This window comes from Microbacterium sp. P2_F9, assembly GCF_056403635.1.
The window spans coordinates 1-18,271 of sequence record NZ_JBFUFC010000065.1 but is presented as its reverse complement, the minus strand read 5'-3'; the positions used below and the strand labels follow the sequence as shown (position 1 = coordinate 18,271).

The 18,271-nt window shown below is 68.2% G+C and carries 16 protein-coding genes; 7 read left to right on the top strand and 9 right to left on the bottom strand.

The window, feature by feature from the left end:
• Window positions 1-169 precede the first annotated feature (169 nt).
• The gene (locus tag AC1DVT_RS08975) at window positions 170-493 is read left to right on the top strand and encodes a hypothetical protein (protein ID WP_477388287.1); all 324 of its coding nucleotides are present in this window, start codon (window positions 170-172) and stop codon (window positions 491-493) included.
• 73 nt (window positions 494-566) lie between these two features.
• Here the strand turns inward: AC1DVT_RS08975 and AC1DVT_RS08970 are convergent, their stop codons facing one another.
• Window positions 567-1,037 carry a peroxiredoxin gene (locus AC1DVT_RS08970; protein ID WP_477388285.1) on the bottom strand — a complete coding sequence of 157 codons (471 nt, stop codon included), beginning with the start codon at window positions 1,035-1,037 and terminating at the stop codon, window positions 567-569.
• A gap of 103 nt (window positions 1,038-1,140) precedes the next feature.
• Here AC1DVT_RS08970 and AC1DVT_RS08965 point away from each other — a divergent pair, with 103 nt between their 5' ends.
• Window positions 1,141-2,949 carry a threonine/serine exporter family protein gene (locus AC1DVT_RS08965; protein ID WP_477388283.1) on the top strand — a complete coding sequence of 603 codons (1,809 nt, stop codon included), beginning with the start codon at window positions 1,141-1,143 and terminating at the stop codon, window positions 2,947-2,949.
• Window positions 2,950-2,957: 8 nt separating this feature from the next.
• On the opposite strand, the gene AC1DVT_RS08960 is transcribed toward AC1DVT_RS08965, so the two are convergent.
• The 7 genes from AC1DVT_RS08960 to AC1DVT_RS08930 all read right to left on the bottom strand — a co-directional run bounded on the left by AC1DVT_RS08960 (window position 2,958) and on the right by AC1DVT_RS08930 (window position 12,209).
• Entirely contained in the window at window positions 2,958-3,350 is a 393-nt protein-coding gene (locus tag AC1DVT_RS08960; RefSeq protein WP_457100739.1) for an SHOCT domain-containing protein, read from the bottom strand.
• Window positions 3,351-3,433: 83 nt separating this feature from the next.
• Entirely contained in the window at window positions 3,434-4,036 is a 603-nt protein-coding gene (locus tag AC1DVT_RS08955; protein ID WP_477388281.1) for a DUF998 domain-containing protein, read from the bottom strand.
• Window positions 4,037-4,189: 153 nt separating this feature from the next.
• A complete protein-coding gene (locus AC1DVT_RS08950; protein WP_457100741.1) occupies window positions 4,190-5,560 on the bottom strand; it encodes an MFS transporter in 1,371 nt (456 codons plus the stop codon).
• 54 nt (window positions 5,561-5,614) lie between these two features.
• Entirely contained in the window at window positions 5,615-7,408 is a 1,794-nt protein-coding gene (gene uidA / locus AC1DVT_RS08945) for a beta-glucuronidase (protein ID WP_477388279.1), read from the bottom strand.
• A gap of 29 nt (window positions 7,409-7,437) precedes the next feature.
• Complete coding sequence (locus AC1DVT_RS08940) at window positions 7,438-8,259, bottom strand: SDR family NAD(P)-dependent oxidoreductase (RefSeq protein ID WP_477388277.1); 822 nt, start codon at window positions 8,257-8,259, stop codon at window positions 7,438-7,440.
• Window positions 8,256-9,500, bottom strand: a complete 1,245-nt coding sequence (locus tag AC1DVT_RS08935) for a glycoside hydrolase family 1 protein (RefSeq protein WP_477388275.1) — start codon at window positions 9,498-9,500, stop codon at window positions 8,256-8,258. The genes AC1DVT_RS08940 and AC1DVT_RS08935 overlap by 4 nt, the downstream gene beginning before the upstream one ends.
• A 30-nt stretch (window positions 9,501-9,530) precedes the next feature.
• Window positions 9,531-12,209: an alpha-L-rhamnosidase gene (locus AC1DVT_RS08930; protein ID WP_477388273.1), complete on the bottom strand. Its 2,679-nt coding sequence runs from the start codon at window positions 12,207-12,209 to the stop codon at window positions 9,531-9,533.
• A 204-nt stretch (window positions 12,210-12,413) separates the two neighbouring features.
• Between AC1DVT_RS08930 and AC1DVT_RS08925 the strand changes: the two genes are divergently transcribed.
• Complete coding sequence (locus AC1DVT_RS08925; RefSeq protein WP_477388271.1) at window positions 12,414-13,043, top strand: TetR/AcrR family transcriptional regulator; 630 nt, start codon at window positions 12,414-12,416, stop codon at window positions 13,041-13,043.
• A gap of 25 nt (window positions 13,044-13,068) precedes the next feature.
• On the opposite strand, the gene AC1DVT_RS08920 is transcribed toward AC1DVT_RS08925, so the two are convergent.
• Window positions 13,069-14,406, bottom strand: coding sequence for a cytochrome P450 (locus tag AC1DVT_RS08920; protein ID WP_477388269.1), 1,338 nt, complete (start codon window positions 14,404-14,406; stop codon window positions 13,069-13,071).
• Window positions 14,407-14,646: 240 nt separating this feature from the next.
• Between AC1DVT_RS08920 and AC1DVT_RS08915 the strand changes: the two genes are divergently transcribed.
• The 4 genes from AC1DVT_RS08915 to AC1DVT_RS08900 all read left to right on the top strand — a co-directional run.
• The gene (locus AC1DVT_RS08915; protein WP_477388289.1) at window positions 14,647-15,516 is read left to right on the top strand and encodes an SIS domain-containing protein; all 870 of its coding nucleotides are present in this window, start codon (window positions 14,647-14,649) and stop codon (window positions 15,514-15,516) included.
• Window positions 15,513-16,505: an ROK family protein gene (locus AC1DVT_RS08910; RefSeq protein ID WP_477388267.1), complete on the top strand. Its 993-nt coding sequence runs from the start codon at window positions 15,513-15,515 to the stop codon at window positions 16,503-16,505. The genes AC1DVT_RS08915 and AC1DVT_RS08910 overlap by 4 nt, the downstream gene beginning before the upstream one ends.
• Window positions 16,502-17,497, top strand: a complete 996-nt coding sequence (locus AC1DVT_RS08905; RefSeq protein ID WP_477388265.1) for a 1-phosphofructokinase family hexose kinase — start codon at window positions 16,502-16,504, stop codon at window positions 17,495-17,497. Before AC1DVT_RS08910 ends, AC1DVT_RS08905 begins: the two co-directional genes overlap by 4 nt.
• The coding region (locus AC1DVT_RS08900; protein ID WP_477388263.1) for a class II fructose-bisphosphate aldolase at window positions 17,497-18,271 on the top strand (775 nt) is incomplete at its 3' end. The genes AC1DVT_RS08905 and AC1DVT_RS08900, both read left to right, overlap by 1 nt.

Below are 18,271 nucleotides of genomic sequence, written 5' to 3'. Positions count from 1 at the left end.
GCCATCCTTCCTCCTTCCCGCCGAGGCCCTTCCCGCCGAACCCGCTCCGCCGACACGGCGGGTTGCCGCCCCAGCCGGGCGAGCGGTTTCCGCTCTGCGAACGGGAAGGCGTCGCGGCGTCCGCACCGGAGCAGTTGCGCTCACGGCTTCGCTGGCGACAGCAGTTGTCTTGGGAATCACCGCTTCGGTCTGGCCCACTGCGGTCGACGCCGCGACGGAGCCCCCAGGCAGTGGCGTCATCGTCGAACCGCTCAGCATGGACAGCGAGAGCGGCAACGTAGCGATCGAACCCGTCGCGGAGACCGCACCGTCGGGCGCCGACGTTGCGCCCGCCCTGTCGACACATGCCTCCGATGTGAAGACGGAGGGCGCCGACGAGGCCCGCAAGGCCGCGGAGAGCGCACAGCGCGAAGCCGAACGGGCGCAACGCGATGCCGAGAAGCAGCAGCGCCAGAACGAGCGAGAATCGGCCAAGACGTCCCACGGCGGCTGACCATGGGGTCGGGCACTCGAACACGATCGCTGTGCGGACGAGGGCGAGGCCCGCTCAGGGGTTGAGCCTCGGGTCAGACCCCGACCGCGAGAATCTCCTTCAGGTGTGCCACGTGGCCGTTGGGTTCTACACCGTAGAGGGCGTGGCGAACGCGACCCTCCTCGTCGATGACGAAGGTCGAGCGGATCACCCCGATCACCGCCTCACCGTCTCGGATCTTCTCACCCCACACCCCATACGCCTCGTGCGCGGCACGCTCGGGATCACTCAACAGGCCATAGGTCAAGTGGYCACGGGCCCGGAACTCACGCAGCTTCTCCGGAAGGTCGCGCGACACTCCGAACACCTGATAGCCCGCCGCCTGCAGCGGGCCAAGGCTGTCCCGGAAGTCGCACGCCTCAGTGGTGCATCCGGGCGTCATCGCTTCCGGATAGAAGAAGAGGACTACGGGAGTGCCGCGCAGGCCGGTCAGCGTGACCGGCCGCTCGTCCTGATCGACGAGCGTGAAGTCAGGTGCCTCGACACCGGTTTCAAGACGAGTCATCCCCCCAGAGTAGGACTGATCCCGCCCGAAACTCAGGGAGTGCAACGCGAGGCCGATGTGCGTACCGTGGCTCTCACAGGCACCCGAGCGAGACGGCGACACCATGCGAGGACCGAAGGCGCACACGGGCTTGCTGGGTTTCGTGGGCGTCGTCGCAGTACTCGGCAGCATGATCCTGTCCATCCCCGCGGGGGCGGCCGTCTCCGTGAAGCAGGGCTTCGAGCTCGAGGGAGTCAGCGAKCCCACAGCGACGGGAGCCCCGGATGGCCCCGCCGAGTCACCGAGCCCCACTCCCACCGAGACGGAGGAGGCAGCACCCAGCCCGACGAGTTCAGCGACGCCCGGCCCCACCCCCGGCGAGTCGGCGACGCCCACTCCCTCACCGACCCCCACACCTTCGACCACACCCGCGCCCACCTCCACAGTCGCCCCGGTGCCCGCTGTGCCCCCCGCGATCACCACCTCCACGATCGCCCTTCCTACGCTGCTCATAGCTGTCGGGGTGCTCCTCGCGGCTGGGCTGTTCGTCTGGTCGCTGATGCGCAGGCGCCCGGCGCCCGCGCCGCCCGAACGCCGGGCAGTGGTGACCACAGAGGCGGTCAGCGTCCCGGTTGTGCTGGATTCGATGGCGGCGCTGGGGACAGCCATGATCGACAGCGGGTACCCGGTGGGCCTGGTCCGCGACGCGCTGGAAGACATGGCGGCGGCAAGCGGCCGGCCCTCAATCCAGGCGATCGTCTACCCGACATCGATCCTCGTGTCCTCCGCCGACAGTGCCGTGGCGCAGACCCGCGCGGTTTCAGCCGGCGACTCGCCGTATCTCCTTCACCAAGTCGACATGGTCGACCGGATCGTCGGCGTCGCCCGCAGCCGCCCGGGTGCCGCGGCGTGGGTCAGGCGACAGATCGATCGCGTAGCCGTCCTTCCCCCGCCGTACTCTCGCATGCAGCGGATCGGCGCCTACGGACTCCTTTCGGCGGCGCTCAGTGTGCTGCTCGAATCCTCTTGGCTGGGAGTTCTGCTCGCCGGGCTGCTGGGACTCGCGGTCGGAACGGTGCTGCTCCTCAGCGAGCGGCTTGCGTCGAGTTCCCAAGCGCTCATCGTCGTCGCTGTCTCGCTGAGCGTCGCGCTGATCGTGCTCGTCGTCGGGCGAGCCGTCGATCCGGGCGTTCTTCCCGCGATGGTCGCACCGCTGGTCATTCTCCTTCCAGGAGGACTGCTGACCATCGGAGTCATCGAGCTCGCGACCGGCCAGATCATGTCGGGAGCGGCACGTGTAGCGGCCGGTGCGATGCGCCTGCTCCTTCTCGCAACCGGCATCGTCGCAGCATCCGCCCTCGTCGGCATTCCCGCGCACGAGCCCGCAGGCGAGAACCCGCTCGGCCCCGTTGCCCCGTGGATCGCGGTGGCCGTTTTCGGTCTCGGCATCACCGTCTATCAGTGCGCGCGACGCCGATCGATCGGATGGATCCTGGTCGTGCTCTACGTGGCTTACGGCGCGCAGGTGCTCGGCGACGTCCTCTTCGACGGAGTGCTGTCTGCACTCGTAGGCGCCGCGGTGATGACGCCGGTCGCCGTGGTCATCGCCCGGCAGCGCACCGGCCCGCCCGCGCTGGTCAGCTTCCTGCCCGCCTTCTGGCTCCTGGTGCCAGGAGCACTCGGGCTCATCGGCGTCGCGAGCGTGCTGTACGGCGATCTGGGGGGCGCCAGCACGATCATCACCACGGTCGCCACGATGATGGGCATCGCACTGGGTGTGCTGCTCGGGCTCGCCATGTCCGGATCGCTGCAGGGATTCGCGAACTCCGAGTTCAACGACGTCGACGGGTTCGACGACCGCGCCGAGACCCCTGAGTCGCTCGCGCCCTCAGAGGTTCGGCGGCCGAGCTCCGGGCTGGGACTCGAGTCGTGAAACGAGCGCTACGCGAGGGCTTTCGACTTCAGGACATCGAACTCGGCCTGCGTGATGGCACCCGAGTCCAGCAGGGACTTGGCGGAGGCGATCTGTTCGGTCGCTGACGTCGAAGAGGAGGACTTGGCGACGGACTGGATGTATTCRGCCTGCCGCTCGTGCATCGCCTTCATCTGCTCCAGTTGGCGCTCCTGCATTCCGCTGCCACGCGCGATCAGGTAGACCAGGAGACCGAGCCAGGGGATGAGGATGACGAAGATGATCCAGAGCGTCTTCCCGCCGCCGCGCAGGTCGCTGCTGCGGAAGATGTCGCCGATGACCCAGAACAGGCACATGAACCAGGCGAAGAACAGGAAGAACTCGAGGAGGGCGAGCAGGAACGACCCGTTGTCGTTGAACATATTGGTTTCCTTCGGGAGGAGCTTGCAGGGTGGTCCTCGGAGGCTATCAGCGTGACGAAGAGATCTGGCGGCGCTCTGCTGCGTCACACGGCGGACAGCACGCCGACGGCGGCGAGCACCACCCACGCCAGGTAGGCGAGGAGGCAGAACCTGTCCGGCCATCCGATTCGGATCTCGGGCGAGCCGCCCTGGCCGCGGGCGGGCGCAGCGGCGGTGAGGAACCACACCAGACCGGCTATCGGAACAACGGATGCGATCGCCAGCGTCCAGCCGAGCGCAGGCGCCACCCCGACTCCCGCCAACAGCGCGGCAGGCGGAAAGCCGGCGAGGCACAGGCCGCCCAGCACCGTGTGCGCTCTGCCCACGGGCGTGGATTGAGCCCGCGGAGTCATGATCGGATCTGAGTCGATGAACGCGGCACCGAGCGCGCCCAGCGCGACGGCGGCAAGGCCGATGGTCCAGGCGCCGCCGAACGGCCATAGGGCGACGCACGTCGCGGCGGGGCTGATGGCCATCGTGACGAAGGCCAGGCGCATGACCCACCCGTATCGCCCGAGGGAGTACTCGCTGATCATCCGCCAGGACGGGTCGTACTCGGGCTCGAGGACGTGCAGGATGGCGATCAGCCCAGCGGTGATCCCGCCGGCGACGAGCGCAGTGACGGCGGCGATGGCAGCGACGCTCACCCTCGGACAGCCATCGTTCCAGCGACCACCGGCATCCTCCTGCGCGGCACTATATCCCGCCGGCAGTTCGCGCGTTCGGGCTGAGCCGCAGGTCGTCCGGCCTTAAAGGACGGAGAGATCGGGTGGCGCGCATGCGCGCCACCCGATCTCTGCTCAGCGAACCGACTTGACCTTGAAGATGATCAGCGCCGCACCGACGAGGGCGAGTGCGCCACCCACCAGGTAGAGGAGCGTGTAGTTCTTCACGCCCTCGGCAGCGCCGATCGTGATGATCGCCGCCGCCAGGATCGGGGCGAACGCGCTCGGGATCTTCTGCGCGAACTGAACGACAGCCATGTAGCGGCCGGCCTCGGCGCGGTCGGGCAGGATGGCCATCACGATCGCCTGGTCGACCGCACCGAAGGCGGCCAGCGCGAGGTTCATGAGCACAGCGCCCACGATGAGGCTGGGCATCGTGTATGCGGTCGCCTCGACGATCGCGCCGACGGCGAACAGGCCCGCGCCGATCCCGACGAACAGCCTGCGGCGACCGAGCTTGTCTGACAGCCAGCCTCCGCCGATCGCTCCTACGACGGCCGCGACGATGCCGAGCAGTCCGATGATCGCGACGATCCCGGCGATCTCGGCGATCGGCAGGCCGAGTCGCTGCGAGTAGAAGAACGTGCCGAATGCGGTGTTGAAGTACAGCCCGACGAAGAAGATGAACCGGCCCAGCCAGTTCCAGCCGAATTCGGGGTACTTCCGCGGGTTGAACACGAAGGCGCCGAAGACCTTCTTCAGCGAGATCTTGTCGCTGGGCAGGTCCATGTGGCGGGAATCGGCATCCTTCCCGAAGAACACGAAGAACAGCGCCAGGATCGTTCCGACGATGCCGGGCAGCACGAAGACGAGGAACTGGCTGACATTGACGACTGCGTAGACGACGCCGATGCCCATGATGGCGGCGACCTGCGCGGCGACACCGGTCAGGGCCGACACCTTGCCGCGCTGTGCGTCCGGCAACTGGTCGGCCTGGATGAACAGCACCGTTGCGGCCGCATTCGCCCAGCCGAGCATGCCGATCGTCCAGCCGAGGATCATGACGGGAACGTTCGGGGAGACGCCGATGATGGCGAGCCCGATCATGCCGATCACGATGCCGCCGATGATGAAGGGCTTGCGTCGCCCGAGGCGACTGCGGGTGCGGTCACTCCAGATACCGATCAGCGGCGACGAGAGGATGAAGACCGTCTGGGCGATGCCGGTCGCGTATCCGAGGATCTCCTCGTGGCCGGGCGCGAGCTGCTGGATGCGCAGCGCGAGCGAGTACGTCAGCGGAACGATGAAGGCCATCGCGGCGCCGAAGTTCAGCAGGACGAGCCACAGGATGAAGCGCTTGGTCACGGGCTCGGTGGGACCGTTTTCGGCGCGGACGGTGGTGGTCAGCGGACCGGCAGCCGGGCCGGCCGTCATCGGCCGGCCGGTTGCGGCCGCGATGGTGATGCGCTCTGCCTCGTCGGCGGTGAGGTCATCGTCGGTGTTCATGGTGGACTCCTTTGTCAATTGTGGATGTCGGTGGCGGGCTGGTGGGTCGGGGTATCAGTCGGTGGTGCCGGGCTTGCGGCCGTTCAGGCCGCGCCACCGGTCGCGGAGGGCGTGCGCCGCGGTCTTGGGTTTGCGGTCGCGGGTGAAGACGCCCTTCTTGTTGCCTTCCACGCGGTGGATGCCGTTGGAGGTGGCGAAGTCGGCGAAGTTCCACACCTGCTCGCCGACGAACTGCGGGAAGCGGTCGAACACGCGGTGGTTCATGGCGAGGTAGTCGCGCTGATACTCCTCGGTCCATGCCGCGTCCCAGATGGAGTGGACGCCGGGCTGCGTGTCGGCGCCGTACTCGGTCATCATGATGGGCTTGCCGGTGCGCTCGATCCATCCCTGGATGTCGCCCTGCAGGTACATCTCTGCGACCTTCAGATCTCCCGTGGCGATGTACCAGCCGTAGTAGCGGTTCATGCTGACCACGTCGAAGAGGTCGATGATCTTGTCGTTCTGGAACGTCGCGAACATCACCAGCGCGTAGGTGACCGGACGTGTCGGGTCCAACTCGCGGGTCAGCTCGACAAGGGGCTCGAAGTACTCGCGTGCGCCGTCCTCGTTCGAGGCCGGCTCGTTGGCGATGCACCACATGACCACGCTCGGGTGGTTCTTGTCGCGGGCGATCAGTTCGCGAAGGTGCTGCGCGTGGGCCGCGTGCGTGTTCGCGTTTGCGTACTGCTCGGAGAAGGTCGGGAACGGGGGCGTCCCCGACATCCCTCCGACGACGCCCATGTTGAGTCCGACGGCGGCGGTCTCGTCGATGACGACGATGCCGTGGCGGTCGGCGAATTCGAGGACCTCCTCGGCGTAGGGGTAGTGAGACGTGCGGAAGGAGTTCGCACCGACCCAGTCCATGAGCTGGAAGTCGTGGACCATGAACGCGTCGTCGTGTCCCTTGCCGCGGACCGGGGCATCTTCGTGTTTGCCGAACCCGGTGAAGTAGAACGGCTCCCCATTGATGAGGAACTCGTGGCCGCGCACCTCGACAGTGCGGACGCCGACCGGGAGCGAGTAGCTGTCGACGACCTGCTCCTCCGTGACTGCTTCGATCGTCAGCTCGTAGAGGTAGGCGGCGCCTGGACGCCAGAGCACGACGTCCGACACGGTCAGCGTGCTGGACGCTCCGGTCGCCTGCGCGATGACGCGGCCGGACGCATCGGCAAGCCGCACCCGCACGTCGGCGACATCCGACGTCGCGACCCGGTACTCGACCGATCCGACCGCGCCGTCGAAGTCCGTGACGACGGTCACGTCGGTGACATGGATGCGCGGCGTGCTGTAGAGCCACACGGATCGAGCGAGGCCGGCGTAGTTGTAGAAGTCGTGGAAGTAGGTCTGCCGGCGGCGGCCGTCCATGCCGACTTCGATCTTGCCCGGCGGGACGGTTTCGTTCGTGAGGTCCGGGCTCACCGCGACTGTCAGCCGGAACGATCCGCCCGCCGCGACCAGATCGGTCAGGTCCACATCGAAAGGCGTGTAGCCGYCGACATGCTCCCCGGCCAGCTGGTCGTCGACATAGACACGCGCCGCGTGGGTTGCCGCGTCGAAGCGCAGCAGGATTCGCTCCTCCTGCCACCCTCGCGGGATGCGGACCTCACGCTGGTAATAGACCCAGCCCACGTGGTCCCGGATCTCCGGGTCTGCGAACAGGTCGTTGTAGCTGGCCGGGACGGCGGCTTCGAGCGACGTGTCCAGCGGTGCGAGCCATGGCTGTTCGGGGAGCCGGGTGTCGATCGCGAACCGCCAGACGCCGTCGAGGTTGACCAGTTCGCGGGTGGGTGTCTGCTTGGGCTTGAGCATGAGGTGTCCTTCGGTGGCGTGTGCCGGGTTCAGATGGTCTGGCCGGCGTCGGCCAGGAGGGTGCTGCCGGTCATGATCATCGACATGTCGCTCGCGCAGAACAGGACCACCCGGGCGATGTCGTCGGGGGTTCCGAGACGACCGATCAGGCTCTGGCTCATGACGGGCATCATGGTGGGATCGACTCCCGCTGCCTGCATCGCGGCAGCAGCGGCGGCGATGTTCCCTTCGGTCGGGACGAAGGTCGGGGCGACACCCAGCACCCGGATGCCGAGAGGGGCGAACTCGAGGGCCATCTGCTTCGTCATGCCGCGGACGGCATGCTTCGAACCGACGTATGCCGAGAGCCCAGGGGCGGTGCCCTCGAAGCCGGCGGTCGAGACGATGTTGACGATGACCCCGGATCCGGTTGAGGCCATGCGACGGGCGGCTTCGCGAGAGCCGTTGAAGACGCCGCGGGCGTTGACGGCGAAGACCTGCTCCCAGGCGTCGTCTTCGGTGTCGAGCACCGGGATGCTCGGGAACACGCCGGCGTTGTTCACCCAGACATCGAGGCCGCCGAGTGCCGCGATGGCCTCGGCGGTCGCGACGCGGACGGACTCGGCATCCGTGACGTCCATGCGCACGCCGACGACGTCACCGCCGAATCGACCGGCGATGTCGGATGCCGCGTCCCGGGCCAGTGCTTCGTCGATGTCTGCCACCGCGACGGCGGCGCCCGCCTCCGCGAGGCGCACAGCAATCGCCTTGCCGAGCCCGCGTCCACCGCCGGTGACGAGGGCGCGGCGACCAGCGAGCGACAGCAGGCTGTCGACGGGCGATGCGGAGACGTCCGCGAAGGGGAAGCTCACGCGGGCACCCCCACGGGGAGCGCGTTGCGCTGGGCGACCTGGCCGAGCCAGGCGAGGCTGGGCTTGGGGGTGCGAGCGAAAGTGTCGCGGTCGATGGCGATCAGGCCGAAGGTCGGCTCCCAGTGGCCCCACTCGAAGTTGTCCAGCAGCGACCAGTGGAGGTAGCCGCGCACGTCGATGCCGTCGGCGATCGTTCCGAGCAGACCCTGCAGGGCCTCGTCGGTGTAGCGGATCCGCTGGGTGTCGTCGGCGGTGGCGATGCCGTTCTCGGTGATGAGGATGGGAACGCCCTGCGTCACCTCGGTCGCGTGGCGGACGGCCATGGCGAGCGAATCAGGCCGGTAGGTGGTGCCGACGAGGGTGTTGTCGGGCAGCTGCGGGTGCGGGACGAGCCCGTTCGCATCGACCTGCTGGCTCGAGTACGCCTGCACGCCGGCCCAGTCGTCGCCGCGGCTGCCTTCCCAGAAGATGTCCTCTTTGCCGTAGCGGATCTCGAGGAGCTTCTCCTCGCCGCCGGGTGCCGCGGTCAGCGCGCCGGCTGCGATGGTCCAGCCCACCTTGGCGTCGGTGTGCTCCCGGACGATGGCGCGGGCGGCGTGGTGGATCTCGACGAATGCGCGACTGATCGCCGGGTCGGCGTAGGCGAGGAAGTTGTTGCGCGCCGCCTGCTCTCGCTCTTCGTCGCTGGCGTACTCGCCCTCGACGGTGGGGCTCACCCACTGCCCGCCGGCCTGCTCCATGCGCTTCATGGCGGTCATGATCGCGGCCTGCATGTTGGGCTCGTTCATCGTCGCGACCCACTCGACGCCGTCGAGGATCGTGCACGCCTGCTCCACGTACCGCGAGAACAGGTCCTTCGCCTCCGGGCCTGACCATCCGCCCGCTTCGGCGAACCACTGCGGCGTGGTGAAGTGCTGCAGGGTGACGACGGGGGTGATGCCGCGATCCAGGCAGGCGTCGATGACGCGGCGGTAGTGGGCGAGTTCGGCCTTGGAGAACCGTCCGCGGATCGGCTCGATGCGCGACCACTCCAGGCTGAAGCGGTACGCGGTCAGGCCGGCGTCGGCCAGCAGCTGGATGTCTTCGGCGTAGCGGTGGTAGCTGTCGCAGGCGTCGCCGGACAGCTCCATGCCCGGCATCAGCTGCTCGCGCGCCCACCAGTCGCTGTTGACGTTGTTGCCTTCGATCTGGTGCCCGGCCGTAGCCGCGCCCCACAGGAAGTGCTCGGGGAAAGTGGTCATCTTCGTCCTCTCGGTCGATCAGTTCTTTGGTCAGTTCGTCAGTGCTTGTGCGARCGACGGATGCCGCAGACTCCGGTGCCCGCGGTACATGCCGGGCCCCGCCTGGGCGACGGTGCCGTCGGGGAACACGATGCGGGCGGATGTCGCTGCCGGAATGTCCGCGGAGATGTGGAGCTCGTCGTCTTCGATGCGCCATTCGACGCGGATGGTCCCCTGCGGGGTCATGTGTGAGCCTCTTGCCCAGGTGAGTGATGGCCCGGGGACCGGCTCGATCACGACGGATTCCCAGGCGATTGCGCCTGGCTCCTGACGCAGGCCAAGCGTGTGGGTGTGCAGGAAGCGGATCACCGCACCCTTGCTGTAATGGTTGAGGGACTCGTGCGCGGCGCCGACCTCGTCGACGCCGTCCCAGTCCTCCCAGATCGTCGTCGCACCCCGGTCGATCATGTTCAGCCATGACGGCGCGGTGCGCTGGAAGAGCAGCTCGTACGCGACATCCGCGTGCCCGGTGTCRGAGAGCACGGGCAGCAGGTCGCCGGTGGAGAGGAAGCCGGTGCGCAGGTGCGTGTCGGCGGCGCGGATGAGTTCGACGAGGCGGGTGGCCGCGGCATCCCGCAGCTCGTCAGGCACCAACCCGAACGACAGCGCGCGCACATAACTCGCCTGGGTGTCGGCGACGGTCGTGCCGTCGGCGTGCAGGTACGCGGCCTGCCAGGCCGAACGGACTTGCTCAGCGGTGCGCGCATAGCGTGCCGCCTCGACGTGGTGCCCGAGAACGGATGCCGCGCGCGAAAGCGTTGCCGTGGAGCGGTAGAGGTACGCGGTGCCGACTTCGCCCTTGTCCGCCATGAACCACGCCATCGGGTTCGTCTTGATCGGGTCGATCGGGATGCCGTCGGCGGAGCGTTCCTTCGGCTCCGTCCACTCACCCCAGTGGAAGGTGCCGTCCCACAGGTACTCCTCGAACCATTCGGGCTCCGGGCTCTGCTGGCGGCGTGCGTGGTGGCGCTCGGTGCGCGCCTTGTCGAGCGCCCATTCGACCCAGCGGACCATCGCGTCCCAGTTCTCCGCGAGAACCTGCTCGTCGCCGTAGGACTCGTAGAGTTCCCACGGCACGGCCACGATCGCGTCGCCCCAGCCCGCTGAGCCGGTCATCATCGCGAACTGGTCGTCGAGGTGGTGCTTGATGCGGCGGCCGTCCGGGGAGAAGTTCGCGATCCGCCCGTCCTCGAGCTGGTCGTCGCGCACCGACCGCAGCCACTTCCGGCTGAAGCCGAGCACGTCATACAGTCGCGTCGCTGTCGGAGCGAAGATCTGGTAGTCGCCGGTCCAGGCCAGGCGCTCTCGGGTCGGGCAGTCGGTGGGGACGTCGACGGCGTTGCCGCGGAAGCTCCAGTCGGCGATCGTGTGCAGTCGGTTGAGGTCCTCGTCGCTGCAGGTGAAGGTTCCGGTGCGCCGCAGGTCGGTGTGCACGACCTGCATCGTGACGCTGGCGGGCTTCAGCGGTGCGCCGTGGCGGGTGATCCGCGCATACTGGAATCCGTGGACGGTGTGGCGGGGCGCGAAGACCTCGTCACCCGATCCGGCGACGACCTCATCGCGCTGGACGAAGACCACCGGCGGTTCGCCGGGGCGCTCGGAGTCGAGATGGGCGGTGGAGAGGTCTCCGTCGATGCCGAGGTGCTCGCCGTAGTCGATGATGCTGATCGTCCCGGCAGGACCGAGGTCGGTCAGGCGGATCCAGCCCGACGCGTTCTGACCGAAGTCGACGACCCACACGCCCGGCTCGACCTCGTGGAGCGACTTCGGCGCCCGTGACTCCACGACCCGCACGGGAGGCGCCGGCGACCACTCGATGTCCGGAGCATCCACCGCGCCCACGAGCACGGGGACAGGGCTGCCCTCCCCCACGCTGAAGTCGACGGTCTGTCCGTCCATCAGGTCGGCGCGGACGACCGCCGATCGTCTGCTCGTCCAGGTCTCGTCGCTGCGGATGATCCGGCGCGTTCCGTCGGTGTGCTCGATGTGCAACTCCGCCCGTGCACCGAGCACGGTCCCCCACCCGGCCGGCATCCGAAACGCGCCGACCTGTCCGCGATACCAGCCGTCCGAGAGCTCGAGCTCGAGCCGGTTCGAACCGGCCCGCAGCGCCTCGGTGACATCCGACGCCTGCGCGTAGAGAGTCCGATCGTAGGAGGTCGACCCGGGCGACAGCTCCGCCGTCCCCACACGCTCGCCGGTCACGGTCGCCGTATAGACGCCGAGCGCTGTCGAGTACAGCCGCGCCGATCGCACTGGCTCGATCAGTTCGAACTCGGTGGCCAGCAGGTGCGCGGGCCGCTGACCGTATCCGGCGTCGGGTGACTCGACGGGTGAGATCCAGGATGCCGTCCAGTCGTCGCTGCGCAGTCCCACCTCGAACTCGGCCCAGTCGGACCACTCCGACGTCGCCGCGTCGGCGACCGTCCGCACGCGCCACTGAATGCGCTGCCCGCTCTTGAGCGCACCCCAGGGCCACGCCACGAACCGGTGGCTGGTCGACAGCTGCGTCGCCGGGACCGGCGACGATCCGTCGATGCGCGCCTCGAGCTCGTGCAGCGACTCGGCCGGGGCTGCGGGCGAAACCTTGAACGAAAGGCGGGGCGTCCCACTTGTGACGATGAACTGGTCGCCGCCGCCATCGGCGGTCAGGGCGAATGGAGCATGCATCACCGTGACTCCTTCATCGTGAGTGAGTGGCCTCCGCTGTGCAGCGGACCGTCGCTGGCCGCGGCATCCGTACCACCAGGAACAAAAGTAACCATCATGGTTACCTTTGGCCTACTGTAACCATGTTGGTTACAATTGGCAAGTGCAGACCAGGAGTGCGGTACGTTCAGCCGGAGAGCACACGACGCAGAGGCAGGACCGAAGGTGACCGCCACACCCGTCAGCAATATGGACGCAACGTCGAAGTCACGCAGAACGCGCGGGCCGTCGGCCTCCACGCCCGCGCGGCGCGCGGAGATCGTCCGGGCCGCATCAGCGAGCATCGCCGAGCACGGCTACGAACGCGCCTCCCTGCGCGACATCGCGGCCCGAGCGAACGTGACCCACGCGGCGCTGCTGCGTCACTTCGCCAGCAAGGATGAGCTCCTTCTCGCCGCGCTCGCCCAACGCGATGAGGACGACGAGGAGCTCGCGCGACGCATCATGGGGTCACAGGTTCCCGCCGAGCGGGTGCTCAGCACGGTGCTGCGCGAAGAGTTCGCGCACCCCGAGCAGCAGCGCAACTGGCTCGCCATCACTGTCGCGGCCACCAACCCCGACCATCCTGCGCACGGCTTCTTCATCCAACGTCGGGAGCGGATGCGGGCGCATCTCTCCAGCGGACGCCTGGCCACCACGCACGACAGCGAGGAGCTGAGCGCCGACGACAAGGTCACCATGGTGATGGCCATGATGGACGGCCTCCGCATCCAGGCACTCCTGGACCCTGAGCGTCCGACGCTGCCGCTGCTTGAGACGTTCATGCGCCTCATCGCCACACCCGAAGYGAACTGACGGCCGGGCGCTGAGTCCGAGCCTGTCAGCGCTTCTCGATGACGGCGGGCAGGCCGCCGTCGATGCTCATGGTGCCGCGCATCACGAACCGGGGTTCGTAGCCGTCCGGCAGCCGCGGAGCGAATCGCTGAGCGAGGATCGCGAGCAGAAGGTGACTCTCCAGCAGCGAGAAGTTGTTCCCGATGCAGATCCGAGGCCCTGCGGCGAAGGGATGATAGGCGTGTCCGTGGCGCGCGGTCTCGGCATCCCGCGTCCAGCGATCGGGATCGAAACGGTCCGGCTCCGCCCAGAACCCCGGGTGCCGATGCGTGTAGAAGGGCGAGAGCATGATCGTGGATCCCGCCGGGATGTCGAACCCGGCGATCCGGTCGTCTTCGATGGCGTCTCGGGCATAGAACGGCGCGGCCGGATAGAGCCGCAGCACCTCTTTGACGACGCGCAGGGTGTACGGCAGACCGTGCAGGTCGTCCAGCGTGGGGACGCGGCGGCCGAGCACCTCATCCAGCTCCTCATGGAGGCGATCTGCCACATCGGGGTTCGACGCGAGCGCGTACCAGGCGGCGGTCATCGTCCGCGCTGTGGTCTCGTGACCGGCGAAGAACATTGTGATCGCTTCATCGCGCACCAGGTGCTCCGCCATCGGCGCACCGGTGTCGGGGTCACGGGCCGCCATCAGGCGCGACAGCAGATCACTCGGCCAATCCGCTTCGTCCATCGCCAAGCGCTCGCTGATGAGGGCTTCGATGGAGCGATGCACCAGACCTCGAGCGTCGCCATAGCGGCGGTTTCGTGCGCTCGGAATCCAGGCCGGCACCCGCAGCGGCACCATCTGGGTGTCGGCGAAGGCGACCATCGTCTCGACTGCGCCCTTCATCTCGCTGATCGATTCCGGGGTCTCGGAACTGAACATCGCCTTGAGGATGATCGTCGCCGTGATCAGCATCATCTCTTCGGCAAGGTCGACCTGCACCTCGCCGGCGAGGCCTTCCCACCGCTCCGCGAAGCGGAGTGCGTCCTTGATGACCACGTCCGCGTAGGTGGCGACGCCGCGCGGAGTGAACATCGGCGCCATCAGCTTTCGCTGACGGCGCCACAGGTCCCCCGTGCTGCCGACCAGTCCATCGCCGATCAGGTATCGGCGGACCGCGTCATAGCTGCCCATCTTCTCGTACCGCTGACGGCCCGAGACTGTGACCTGCTCCACGGCATCGGGGTGCATGACGAACACGAGTCGACGGGGCCCGAGGTGCGCTTCGAACACATCGCCATGCTCGCGCCACATCGTGCCGGCGAAATCGAGGAATCCTTGACTGCGGATGCCGCGCGCAAAGGTGATCGGGCCGACAGCGGGGGCCTGCACCATGGCCGCGCCTCCCCCCGATGCGCGTCAGAGTATCGGAGCGCCGAGCCGGCGGTCTAGAGGTCCGCCCCGCTTCCACGAAGTCCGTTGGGAGAGTCAGGGTGATGTTTGCTGACTGTTTGACATGTTTATCAATCATTTGCAATCATAGATCCATCAGCAAACGACACGCGGAAACTACGAAGCCGCATCGAGGAAGGCTCCCCCGTGGACGCATCGACTGCCGCACTGCGTACCGAACACATGGCCGCCGAGATCCTCTCGCAGCCCGCAACCTGGGCCCGCGCCGTCGAGATGCGCACCGAGCAGGCGCTGCTCCCCGCTGTCGGCGCGCGGATCGCGGTGGTCGGATGCGGCACCTCGTGGTTCATGGCGCAGGCCTATGCAACGCTCCGGGAAGCGGCCGGACTCGGTGAGACCGACGCCTTCACCGCGTCGGAGGCCTTCACCGATCGGCGCTATGACGCCGTCGTCGCGCTGACGCGCTCGGGGACGACGACCGAGGTCATCGAACTGGTCGAACGACTGCGAGGCAGAGTTCGCACCATCGGCGTCGTCGGTGACCCGACCTCGCCGCTGGTGGACCTGGTGGACGACACGATCGCGCTGCCGTTCGCCGACGAGCAGTCCGTGGTGCAGACACGCTTCGCGACGTCTGCCCTCACCCTCTTCCGCGCGTCGCTCGGGCAGAGCCTCGACGCAGCCATCGCCGACGCCGAGCGAGCCATCGGCGAAGAGCTCGACCCGGAGCTCGTCGACGCCGAGCAGTACACGTTTCTGGGCAGCGGATGGACGATCGGCCTGGCGCACGAGGCCGCACTCAAGATGCGCGAGGCGTCCCAGTCCTGGACCGAGTCGTACCCCGCGATGGAGTACCGCCACGGACCGATCAGCATCGCCGCGCCAGGTCGAGTCACGTGGCACTTCGGCGTCCCGCCGGAGGGGCTCATCGACGACATCACCGCGACCGGCGCTCGCGCCGAGACCCGCGGCATCGATCCGCTCGCCGACCTGATCCGCGCTCAGCGCGTCGCCCTCGCGCGGGCGCGCGCGAAGGGCCTCAACCCCGATGAACCGCGCAACCTGACCCGATCTGTCATCCTCACACCATGACGACCACGGATGCCGCGTCACGACGCCCACAGACCCTCGATCGTGGTGCTCCCGTGGTCGCGTTCGACGTCGGTGGCACGGACATCAAAGCGGCACTCTTCGACGGGTCCGGGTCCATGCTCGGACTGAACCGCTCACCGACTCCACGAGACGAGACCTCGCCGGCCGAAGTCATCGGAGCGCGACTCGCCGTCATCGCCGGCGAACTCATGGATGCATTTCCCGATGTGCATCCGGTCGCGGCAGGACTCGCAGCACCGGGGATCGTCGACGAGGCGGCCGGCGTCGGCGTCTACTCGAGCAATCTCGGCTGGCGTGACGCGCCGGTGCGTGCCATCGCCCAGAGCGCTCTTCAGCTCCCCGTTGCATTCATCCACGACGTGCGGGCAGCGGGCACGGTCGAGCATCGCCTCGGCGCGGCTCGGCCCTTCAGCGACGCGGTCGTCATCGTGATCGGCACCGGCGTGTCAGCCACGCTGATCATCGACGGGCGGGTCCACCTCGGCGGCGGTTACGCGGGTGAGATCGGACACGCCTGCGTCGATCCCCAGGGCGAACTCTGCCCCTGCGGTGCCCGAGGCTGCCTCGAGACGGTGGCGGCCGGGGGTGCGATCGTCCGTCGCTACACAGCCCGGACCGGACGCACCATCACGGGCACGAGAGAAGTGGTGGCTCGCGCGGCGGCCGGAGACCCGGATGCCGCGGCAGTGTGGGACGCGGCGGCTACCGCTCTCGCCGCTGCCATCGCTCACCTGGTCGCCACTCTCGCTCCACAGGCGGTCGTGCTGGGCGGCGGCTTGGCGGAGGCCGGCGACACTCTCCTCGAACCGGTCAGGCGGCAAGTCGACGCGCTGCTGAGCTTCCACCGGCGCCCGCTGCTGCTTCGCGCGGAGGTCGGCGAGAACGCCGGGCTGCTGGGAGCGGCGCTGCTTGCCCGGGATCTCGCCGCCCAGATGTCCGGCATCGCGGTCACTGCGATGCCATCGTGATCGTCACCGTCACACCGAACCCCGCCTTGGACATGACGTGGACACTCCCGGACCTCTCGCCGGGTGAATCCCACCGGGTGCCGACGGCCGTCAGGCGAGCCGGTGGCAAGGGCGTCAATGTCGCCCGTGTCGCCGCCCAGCAGGGTTTCGACGTACTCGCGGTCGCACCGGTCGGTGGTGCCGTCGGCGAAGTGTTCGCCCAAGACCTCGCCGAGAGCGCCATCCCCCGCCGGCTCGTCAGCTGCTCGACATCGACACGGCAGACCGCCGCGATCGTCGAGGCYGACGGGACCACGACGATCCTCAATGAGGTCGGCGAACCACTGACCGACGGCGACTGGGACGAACTGCTCGCGGTCGTTGAGGATGCGCTTGCCGACGCCACGGTGATGGCGGTGTCGGGGAGTCTCCCCCCTGGGGCTCCGGAGGATCTGTACCCGCGGCTCGTCGCGTTCGCGCGCGAGCGAGGCATCCCGGCCATCGTCGACACCTCCGGGCCGGCACTGCTCGCCGCCGCCCGTGCCGGCGCGGACATCGTGAAGCCGAACGCCGGTGAACTCCGCGAGGCGACAGGTGAGAGCGATCCTCTCCGCGGCGCACATACTCTGCTCGAACTGGGCGCGGGCACGGTGCTCGTGTCGCTGGGCGCGGACGGCATGTTCGCCGTGTCCCGGGCCGATCCGAGGCATCCGATCGGCGCGCGCCTGCCCTATGCACTGGTCGGGAACCCGACCGGCGCGGGTGACGCTGCCGTGGCCGCGGTCGCCGCCCACCTCAGCCTCGGCGAAACCACCCTCGACACCCTCGTGCGCGTGGCAACAGCGTGGTCCGCGGCCGCCGTGCTGATGCCGACGGCCGGCGAAATCTCCCCTCGCCACACCGCGCTGCTGGCTGATGTCGTCCTGTTCCAGCCGAAGGAGTCGGAGGCGCCCCGGCACACAGCAGCCCGCGACCACACCGTTGCGGCACTGATTTCGACCTCGGAGACCTGATGCCCCTCGCATCCACACGTGACCTGGTGGCGGCAGCCGCCGCCGACCGCATCGGGCTGGCGGCGTTCAATGTCATCCACATCGAGACCGCGGAGGCGTTCGTCGATGCCGCCGATCGTGCCGGCCTGCCCGTCGTCCTGCAGGTCTCGCAGAACTGCGCCGACTTCCACGGTGGCCTTGAGCCGATCGCCCTCGCGACGCTCGCGATCGCCCGGCGCGCCGCCGCCCCGGTGTCGGTGCATCTGGACCACGCCGATCGCGAAGACATCGCTGATGAGGCCATCGCCCTGGGATTCAGCTCGCTGATGTTCGACGGGGGCGCCCTGGACTATCCCGACAACGTCGCGGTCACCGCCCGGGTGGCCCGGCGCGCACATGCTGCCGGCCTGTTCGTGGAGGGCGAGCTCGGAATGATCGGCGGCAAGGACGGCGCCCACGCTCCCGGAGTGCGGACCGACCCTGATGAGGCGCGAGAGTTCGTGAAGGCGACCKGTGTCGACGCCCTGGCCGTCGCCGTCGGGTCCTCTCATGCGATGGCCGATCGCACGGCACGTCTCGATCTGGAGCTGATCGCACGGCTCCACGCCGCGGTGCCGGTTCCCCTGGTGCTGCACGGTTCGTCAGGGGTCGCGGATGCCGACATCACGGCCGCGATCGTCGCAGGCATGACCAAGATCAATGTGTCCACGCATCTCAGCCGGCTGTTCACGCGATCCGTGCGAGAGTATCTGGAGGCCGAGCCGAACACCTCCGATTCTCGGCGCTATGTGCGGG